The organism is Flavonifractor sp. An82 (genome assembly GCF_002159265.1).
GTDB lineage: Bacteria > Bacillota > Clostridia > Oscillospirales > Oscillospiraceae > Flavonifractor.
Genome location: NZ_NFHG01000017.1, coordinates 72098 through 80988, shown reverse-complemented (window position 1 = coordinate 80988; position 8891 = coordinate 72098). Strand labels below are relative to the sequence as shown.

9 protein-coding genes and 2 pseudogenes are annotated in these 8891 nt (G+C 62.7%); 10 read left to right on the top strand and 1 reads right to left on the bottom strand.

Features of this window, described 5'->3' with window-relative positions; translation table 11 throughout:
- Positions 1-272: winged helix-turn-helix domain-containing protein (locus B5G34_RS14665; protein WP_140397264.1), on the bottom strand; the 272-nt coding region annotated here is incomplete at its 3' end.
- Between the two features lie 185 nt (positions 273-457).
- On the opposite strand from B5G34_RS14665, the pseudogene B5G34_RS14660 reads away from it, so the two are divergent.
- From B5G34_RS14660 to B5G34_RS14620, 10 genes and pseudogenes are all read left to right on the top strand, one after another.
- Positions 458-742 (top strand): annotated as a pseudogene (locus B5G34_RS14660) (sigma-70 family RNA polymerase sigma factor); the annotation flags it as partial.
- A 128-nt stretch (positions 743-870) separates the two neighbouring features.
- Positions 871-2073, top strand: coding sequence for an iron-containing alcohol dehydrogenase (locus B5G34_RS14655; protein WP_087339150.1), 1203 nt, complete (start codon positions 871-873; stop codon positions 2071-2073).
- Between the two features lie 68 nt (positions 2074-2141).
- A complete protein-coding gene (locus B5G34_RS14650; protein WP_087339147.1) occupies positions 2142-2570 on the top strand; it encodes a 4Fe-4S binding protein in 429 nt (142 codons plus the stop codon).
- Positions 2567-4465: an aldehyde ferredoxin oxidoreductase family protein gene (locus B5G34_RS14645; RefSeq protein WP_087339144.1), complete on the top strand. Its 1899-nt coding sequence runs from the start codon at positions 2567-2569 to the stop codon at positions 4463-4465. Before B5G34_RS14650 ends, B5G34_RS14645 begins: the two co-directional genes overlap by 4 nt.
- Before the next feature lies 1 nt (position 4466).
- Positions 4467-4715 (top strand): MoaD/ThiS family protein, encoded by a 249-nt coding sequence (locus B5G34_RS14640; protein WP_087339142.1) that lies wholly within the window; start codon positions 4467-4469, stop codon positions 4713-4715.
- Between the two features lie 9 nt (positions 4716-4724).
- Positions 4725-5462: a HesA/MoeB/ThiF family protein gene (locus tag B5G34_RS14635; protein ID WP_140397263.1), complete on the top strand. Its 738-nt coding sequence runs from the start codon at positions 4725-4727 to the stop codon at positions 5460-5462.
- Positions 5463-5529: 67 nt separating this feature from the next.
- Positions 5530-5655: a hypothetical protein gene (locus tag B5G34_RS19435; RefSeq protein WP_275532302.1), complete on the top strand. Its 126-nt coding sequence runs from the start codon at positions 5530-5532 to the stop codon at positions 5653-5655.
- Positions 5656-5733: 78 nt separating this feature from the next.
- Positions 5734-7128: a recombinase family protein gene (locus B5G34_RS14630; RefSeq protein WP_087339137.1), complete on the top strand. Its 1395-nt coding sequence runs from the start codon at positions 5734-5736 to the stop codon at positions 7126-7128.
- Positions 7129-7146: 18 nt separating this feature from the next.
- Positions 7147-7647 (top strand): annotated as a pseudogene (locus B5G34_RS14625) (sigma-70 family RNA polymerase sigma factor); the annotation flags it as partial.
- A gap of 74 nt (positions 7648-7721) precedes the next feature.
- Entirely contained in the window at positions 7722-8804 is a 1083-nt protein-coding gene (locus B5G34_RS14620; RefSeq protein ID WP_087339134.1) for a hypothetical protein, read from the top strand.
- Positions 8805-8891: the final 87 nt, after the last annotated feature.

The following is an 8891-nucleotide window of genomic DNA, read 5'->3' as shown; positions in this document are numbered from 1 at the left end:
AGCTGGGGGGGATTCTTGGGCGGGGCGGCCTCCGCTGCCTGCACGAAAAAGCCCCGCTTGGGCTGGGACTGGAGGTAGCCCTCCGCCAGCAGCTGGTTGTAAGCCCCCTCCACCGTCACCACGCTGATCTTCAGATGGGCGGCCAGGGTGCGCTTGGAGGGCAGCCGCTCCCCGGCGGCCAGCCGTCCGGCTTCGATCTCGCCCCGAATGTGGCGGTAGAGCTGCTCATACAGGGGCATGGGGGAATTGCTGTCCAGAATGGGTGTAAGCATAAAAGACCTCCCTCTGACCTGATCTTTCTTTTGATCCAGTATAGCGGAAATAAGGTCAGAGCACAAGAGGCACCGAAGTCCATCGAAAGGGGTCCCACGATAAAAAATATAGCGGCCGGGGCTTCCGTATGAAAGGGCCCGCCGGGGACATACTGAACACAGACAAAGAGAAGGAGGCACAGTCCATGCAGGGAAAGGTCGAGATCTGCGGCGTCAACACGGCGAAGCTGAAGGTACTGAAAAATGAGGAGACCATGGAGCTGCTCCGGCGGGTCAAGCAGGGGGATATGGAGGCCCGGGAGCAGCTCATCGCGGGCAACCTGCGGCTGGTGCTGTCGGTGATCCAAAAATTTTCGGGGCGGGGAGAAAATGCCGATGATCTGTTCCAGGTGGGATGTATCGGCCTCATCAAGGCCATTGACAACTTCAACACCGATCTGGACGTGCGTTTTTCCACATACGGCGTGCCGACCATATAACACCTGGGGAAAAAAGAGCATACCGGCAATTTCAGATACCGGAATCTTGATTACAATGTGCATTGGTGGTAAAATAGGAAAAAACCGCAGGGTGCGGACCGTAAGGAGGAGCGGGAAGTATGAATACCACCATGTCCAAGCTGAGCATCGCCGTGCGCAAGCCGGTGATCAAGATCGTGACCAAGCCCACGCCGGTGACCTACATTGGTCCGGGCCGGGCCAAAGAGGCGGGGCGGCTGCTGCGGATGATGGGCAGCCGGAAGGCGCTGGTGATCACCGACTCCTTCCTCCACCAGTCCGGTCAGCTGGATGGCCTGCTGGAGAGCATCCGGGCGGCCGACGTGGAATATGACGTATTCGACGGAGTGCAGCCCGATCCCACCTTTGCCATTGTGGCCAGCGCCAAGCAGGCCTGCGCTGGCTGTGACGCGGTGGTGGCAGTAGGCGGCGGCTCCGTGATGGATACCGCCAAGGCGGTGGCTGCCGCCGTGGCCAACCACACCAGTGCTGAGTCCCTGGCCGGCATGCTGAAGGTGCGCCGCCGTCCCCTGCCCTTCATCGCGGTGCCCACCACCGCCGGTACCGGCAGCGAGACCACCGTGGCTGCCATCATCTCGGACACTGCCACCCACAGCAAGAAGCAGCTGCTGGACCCCAAGCTGGTACCCATGTTCGCCATTCTGGACCCGGAGCTGACGGTGGGCCTGCCCAAGCACACCACCGCCCACACCGCCCTGGATGCTCTGACCCACGCCCTGGAGGCCTATGTGGCGGGTTACGCCGATGAGGAGACCGACCGGCAGGCCCGTATGGCGGTCCGGCTGATCTTCCAGTACCTGCCCAAGGTACAGGAAAATCCGGCGGACCTGGAGGGGCGGGAAGCGCTGCTCATGGCCTCCTTCTTTGCCGGCATGGCCTTTACCCGCACCTATGTGGGCTATGTCCACGCCTTTGCCCACACCATCGGCGGCAAGTTCGGCGTGCCTCACGGACTGGCCAACGCGGTGCTGCTGCCCCACATCATGCGCTACTACCTGCCGGTGAGCTACAAGCGGTTTGCCGAGCTGGCCAAGATGCTCAACATCGGCATGCCGGGGGACACCGACCAGGTCCGGGCCACCCGGTTCGTGAAGGTACTCTACCAGCTCAACCGCCAACTGGACATTCCCACCCGGTTTGAGAAGTTCCCCGCCTCCGCCATCGAGGAGGTCATCGACATGGCCTTCCAGGAGTGCCACGGTACCTATCCGGTACCCCGGTATTTCACCCGGGAGCATGCCCGCAAGCTGATGGAAGCGGTGTGTGCCAAGGAAGAGGCCTGAATTCAGGCAATCAAGCCCGCCCCGGCTGCGGGGCGGGCTTTTCTATGATGCATGAAGGAGGAATCCGGATGCCATACCAGATCACACAGGACTGTATCGGCTGTACCCTGTGCGCCAAAAACTGCCCAGTGGGGGCCATCTCCGGAGCGGTGAAGCAGGTACATACCATCGACCCCGTCCGCTGCACTCAGTGCGGGGTGTGCGGCCGGGTGTGCCCTCGGGGGGCCATTGAGGGTCCCCTGCCCGGCCTGCGCAGTCAGAAGGTCCCGAAGGAGCAGTGGCTCAAGCCTCATATCGACACCGGCCTGTGCACTGCCTGCTCCATGTGTGTGCTCGCCTGCGGCTTTCACTGCCTGTCTATCAGCCTTCCAAAGGAGAAGGGGGACCTGGAGGTGTTTGCCCAACTGAGTGAGCCGGACAAGTGCGTAGGCTGCGGCCTGTGCGCCAAGGCTTGCGGTATCGGGGCCATTACCATGGAAGGAGGAGATGCGGTATGATCCTGCCGGTCTATGCCCAGGTGGACCTGACCAACGGCCGATGGCGGAAGTGTACCATCTCCGCCAGACTGTTTGAGCAATATCTGGGGGGCAAGGCGCTGGGAGCCAGGCTGCTCACCGACCTGACCCCGGCGGGACTGGACCCCCTCAGCCCGGAAGCGGTGCTCATCGTCAACACCGGTCCCATGAACGACACCGGCGCTCCCAGCTCCAGCCGGTTCAATATGACCTTCAAAAACGTCCTCACCGGAGGCATTGCTTCCTCCAACTGCGGCGGGCCCTTCGGCATGCTGCTGAAGAAGGCGGGCTTTGACGGAATCATCCTGTGCGGAAAGGCGCCTGAGCTGAGCATGGTGGTGGTGGAGGACGGTAAGATCCGCATCGAAGCCTGCCCCCAGCTCCAGGGCCTGGACACCGAACGCACCCAGGAGGAACTGCCCGAGCGGTATGGCAAGCTGGTCATCGGTCCCGCCGGAGAGAACGGGGTGCGCTTTGCCTGTGCCGCCAGCGGCGAGCGGGTGGCTGGGCGCTGCGGCGCCGGGGCCGTCATGGGCAGCAAGAACCTGAAAGCCGTCATTGCTTTCGGCACCCGGGAGGTGGTGAAGGCCGACCCCGAGGGCTTCGAGGCCCACACCCGCAAGTGGGTGAAGCTGCTGAAAAAGCACCCCATGACCGGGGACAGCTTGCCCCGGTACGGCTCAGCGGGCTTGGTGAGCAAGGCCAACGCCTCCGGTGTGCTGCCCACCCGCAACTTCACTCGGGGCCGGTACGAGCACTACGAGGACGTCAGCGGCGAGACCCTGGCGGACACCAGGCTGACCCGCAACAGCGGCTGCGTCAGCTGCCCTATCCGCTGTGAGCGGCGGGTGAAGGTGGGGGGCAAGGAGGTCAAGGGCCCGGAGTACGAGACCCTGGGCCTCTTTGGACCCAATGTGGAAAACAACGACCTGGACCTCATCAACGAGCTGAATTACAAATGTGACTTGCTGGGTATGGACACCATCTCCCTGGCGGGCACTATCGCCTTCGCCATGGAGCTCCAGAAGAAGGGCATGGGAGACTTTGGTCTGAAGCCGGACCAGCCGGAAGATCTGCTGCGGGTAGTGGAGGACGTGGCCTATGGCCGCGGTCCCGCCGGAGAGCTGGGGGCGGGCAGCAAGATCCTGAGCCAGAAGTACGGCGGCGCCGACTTTGCCATCCACGCCAAGGGCCTGGAGCTGGCCTCCTACGAGCCCCGAAAGAGTGTGGGCATGGGCCTGGGCTATGCCACCGCTAACCGGGGTGGCTGCCACCTGAACGGGGGCTATCTGGCCCTTCTGGAGTCGGTGGGTGTTATCAGCATGGATGCCCAGACCCCCAAGGGCAAGCCGGAGCTGACGGTGTTTTTCCAGAATGGTATGGAGGCGGCCTCCGCCGCCGGATTCTGCCTGTTCACCATGCAGGCCATGATCCCCGGCATCCTCTTCCACTTCGGCCCGGCCAGCTTTGCCTGCCGGGCGGCGGGCAAGGGCATGCTGGCTGCCCGGCCCCTGCTGGGCCAGATCTGGAAGGTCATGCCTTGGGCCATGCCCATCAACTGCATGCTGGTGCCCCACAGCAAGTCCATCGCTCTGGCCACAGGCCTGCCCATGACCATCGGCAAATTCTTCACCGTAGGCGAGCGCAGCTACAATGTGGAGCGGCTCTACAACCTGCGGGAGGGCCTGACGGCGGCGGACGACGCCCTGCCCGGGCGGCTCACCAAGACCCCGCAGGACCCGGACCGGCCGGACACGGTGGTACCCCTGGACCAGATGCTGCCGGTATACTACAAAGTCCGGGGCTGGGACGCCAACGGCGTGCCCACCGCCAAGCGGCTGAAACACCTGGGTATCCCCCTGCCCAAGGAGGGTTAACATGGCCATGGTGCGCTATCACGGCAGGCTGGCGGAGCTGACCGGCTGCCGGGAGGAGAGCCTGGAGGGCACCAACGTGACCAGGGTGCTGGATCAGATCAAAAAGCGCCACGGGAGCGAGGCGGCCCGGCTGGCCAAGCGGAGCCACATCATTGTGGATAAACGGTCCGCCGGGGCGGAGAAGGGCTTCCGTACCCCGGTGGGGACGGACAGCATGGTGGAATTCATTCCCGTGTGCGGCGGCGGATAGGAGGGCACTGTGGAGCTGGAGCGATACAGACGGCAGATGAACATCCCGGAGATCGGAGAAGGGGGCCAGCGAAAGCTGGCCGCGTCCTCCGTGCTGGTGGTGGGAGCGGGCGGCCTGGGCGGCCCCCTGCTCTACGCCCTGGCAGGGGCCGGGGTAGGGCGGCTGGTGGTGGCCGACGGCGACATTATTTCCCTCAGTAACCTGAACCGGCAGTTCCTCTTTGCACAGGACGATCTGGGCCGCCCCAAGGCGGAAGCGGCCGCCCGGCGGCTGTCTGCCTTCAACCCGGAAATTACAGTGGAGGGGAAACAACTCCAACTGGAGGAACAAAATGCATCGGAGCTGCTGGCGGGCTGTCAGCTGGCGGTGGCGGCGGTGGACAATCTGCCTGCCCGGCTGGCCCTCAATACCGCCTGCGCCAAAGGGAAGATCCCCCTGGTCAACGGCGGGGTGGAGGGCTGGTATGGCTCGGTGCAGGCAGTGGAGTTTGGGAAAACCCCCTGCCTGGCCTGCTGCTATGCCGGGACGGCCCCCGAAGAGGGGGGACAGGCTCTGGGAGCGGTCACCGGAGCGGTGGCCTCCCTGATGGCTTCCGTTACGATCCAAATGCTGCTGGGGCACAACCCTATCCCGGGGGAGCTGCTGTTTTATGACGGCAAGGGGATGACCCTGGACAAGGTGCCGGTGGAGCGCAGTCCGGGCTGCCCTGTCTGTGGAAAAGGTGAAAAAGGACTGGGAATCGGATGAGCCGGTTCCCGGTCCTTTTTGTCTGTTTTTCCTGGAAAGTGGGCACACTGAACCGGGAGGCGATATCATGGAAGTGCGGCGCTACGTCAACGGAAAGCCGGTATCCGGCAAGGACCTGCCCCGGCAGCAGGTGGACAATCCGGTGCTGGTCCGGCTGCTGCGGCAGGCCCGATCCAGGGGACAGAGACGGTGATTCCAGGAAAAGGAATTGCGGCGGGTGGAGGTGTTCCGGTAGAATGGAGCCTATGACAGAGCATCAGGAGAAAAGAACATGACCCAACTTGCGGAAAAGCAGCCCCTGCGGGCCCTCTATATCCGGGTATCCACCGAGGCCCAGGCGGAGGAGGGCTACTCCATCCAGGCCCAGACCGAGCGGCTGGAGGCCTACTGCAAGGCCATGGGATGGGACAACTACCGCTTTTACACCGACGGCGGCTACAGCGGCAGCAATTTGGACCGGCCGGAGATGACAAGGCTCATTGCCGACGCCAAAGGCGGGCAGGTGTCCACGGTGGTGGTCTTCAAGCTGGACCGTCTGTCCAGAAGTCAGAAGGATACCCTCTACCTCATCGAGGATGTATTTCTGCCCAACGGAGTGGACTTTATATCTCTCAACGAGAGCATCGACACCTCCACCCCCTATGGCCGGGCTATGATCGGCATTTTGTCCGCCTTTGCCCAGCTGGAGCGGGAAAACATCTACCTGCGTACCCGCATGGGCATGGTGGAGCGGGTGCGGCAGGGCTACTGGATGGGGGGCGGCGGGGTGCCCTTCGGCTATGACTACGACCAGACCGCCGGTATTCTGGTGCCCAACGCCGACGCGCCCAGAGTGCGGCAGATGTATGACCTCTATCTGAAGGGGTGGTCCGCCCAGCGGATCGCCGACCGGATGGGGCTGAAGTACGACAAGCTGGTGACCCAGATCCTTACCCGCAAGAGCAACATCGGCATCATCACCTACAAGGGGGAGGAGTACAAGGGCCTCCACCAGCCCATTGTACCGGAGGAGCTGTTCTGGCTGGTTCAGGATCGGATGAAGGAACGGGCAACGAAGAACCGCACCGCCGCCGGAGGGCGGCACCTGCTCACCGGGCTGGTATACTGCGGCGCCTGCGGGGCGCGCATGCGGTATATCCGCTGGGGAAAAAACGGCTACAAGCTGCGCTGCTACGGCCGAGACCCCTCCAAGCCCCACATGAAGAAGGGGGACAACTGCCAGGCCGAGGCGGTGTGGGCGGAGGATCTGGAGGCACAGGTGCTGAAGGATCTGTTCCGGGTGTCCGCCCGGTTGGAGGAGGGGGAGGATCTGCCCCCTGATCCTCTGGTCCAACTGGAAGGTGAGATGGACAGGCTGGAGAGCAAGCTGCGGCGGCTCTACCAGCTCTTTGCCGAGGGAGAGGACCCGGTGCTGGTGGAGGAGGTGCGGGGGGTGCGGCAGCAGCTGGAGCTGCTGCGGAAGGAGCACGCCGCGGAGGAGGCCACCCGCCGCCGGGCCGCCCGGCTGGAGGATCTGCGGGAGCAGGCCGCCTCCATCCGGGAGGCCTGGCCCTGTCTGACCCAGGAGGAGCGGCAGGCAGTGATTCGGGACTGCGTGGAACGTATCGTGGTGGACGGCCCAAAGGTGGAGATCTACTACACCTTTTTGCAGCAGGGGGCGGATTGACGGCCGGTTTTCCCCAATTATATCATCATGCCGATGATCGTTGGGGAAATACGCCGCTATCTCCGGGACAATTCCTCGCTCCGGGTGTCCCGGTCCATGCGGGACACCGCTTACCGGGTGCTCCAGGCCAAGGAGAAATTCATGAACGAGCACCAGCGGGAGCCCAGCATCGAGGAGATCGCCAAGATCCTGGAGCTGAAGCGGGAGGAGGTAGTCTTTGCCTTGGACGCCATCGTGGACCCGGTATCCCTCTATGAGCCGGTGTATGAGCACGGCGGGGACACCATCTGCGTTATGGATCAGGTGAAGGACTCCAAAAATACCGACGAGAGCTGGCTGGAGCATATCGCCCTGAAGGAGGCTATGGAACGGCTCACCGACCGGGAAAAGCGGATTTTGCGGATGCGCTTTTTTGAGGGCAAGACCCAGATGGAGGTGTCCGCCGAGGTGGGGATCTCCCAGGCACAGGTCTCTAGACTGGAAAAAAGTGCAATAAATCGGATTAAAAAGGATCTCTAAAGAACGGATTGCGCATCTGAAACGGCCATGATACAATGAAGGGGACAAAACGACGGAAAGGAGTTCTGATCCCCATGAGCTTTACGCTTCCGCAGTATCATGCCCCTGATTTTGACCAGCCCCTGTTCCGGAATGCTCCTAACGTGACCTTTTCCCCCGCGCCCCGGGCCGGTGTGGCCCCGGAGGGCTACCATGCCACCAGTATCTTCCCGGAATACTTCAAGGTGGACGGCGTCTGGCTACTGGCCGAGGAGAGCCGCATGGACTGTGTGGCTGTCCTGCGGGAGGGCAAAATCGCCGTGGTGGAATTCCGCAACCTGAAGGAAGGGGAGCCGGTGGTGGTGGGCCGTACCGAGGACGCCTCCCAGGGCATCTACATCCACGCCGACGGCTTTGAGAGTGACAAGGGGGAGCAGGAGACCTTCTCCTTCCGCCAGGGGCGCTCCCGGGAGACCGCCTACTCCATGGATTACGACTCCATTTATGAGCTGCTCCGCCACGAGAAGGATCACGGCCGTATCTTGTGGGTCATGGGACCTGCCTGCGCCTTTGACCACGACGCCCGGGACGCCTTTGCCGCCCTGGTACGGGGAGGCTATGTCCACGGCCTGCTGGCGGGCAATGCCCTGGCTACTCACGATCTGGAGGCGGGGTATCTCCGCACCGCCCTGGGTCAGGATATCTACACCCAGAAGAGCATGCCCAACGGCCACTACAATCATATCGATACCATCAACGCCGTTCGGCTGGCGGGCTCCACCGCTGCCTTTGTCCACTCCGGCAAGGTGAAGGACGGCATTATCTACGAGTGCGTCAACCATGATGTGCCCTTTGTGCTGGTGGGCTCCGTCCGGGACGACGGCCCCCTGCCCGAGGTATACGGCAATGTATATGAGGGCCAGGATGCCATGCGGGCCCTGGTGAAGGACGCCACCACCGTGATCTGCATGGCCTCCACCCTCCATACGGTGGCCACCGGCAACATGACCCCCTCCTACCGGGTGGTGGACGGAGTGGTGCGCCCGGTGTATTTCTACTCGGTGGATATCTCCGAGTTTGCGGTGAACAAGCTGCGTGACCGGGGCAGCCTGTCGGTGCGCACTATTGTCACCAATGTGCAGGATTTTGTGGTCAACGTCCGCAAAGGTGTGCTGTAACAGGTAGAAAAGTGACCTCCTTCGGATTTTGTGATCCGAAGGCGGCAGAAAAATATTTTGGGGATTGACGGGCAATCCGGTCATGCT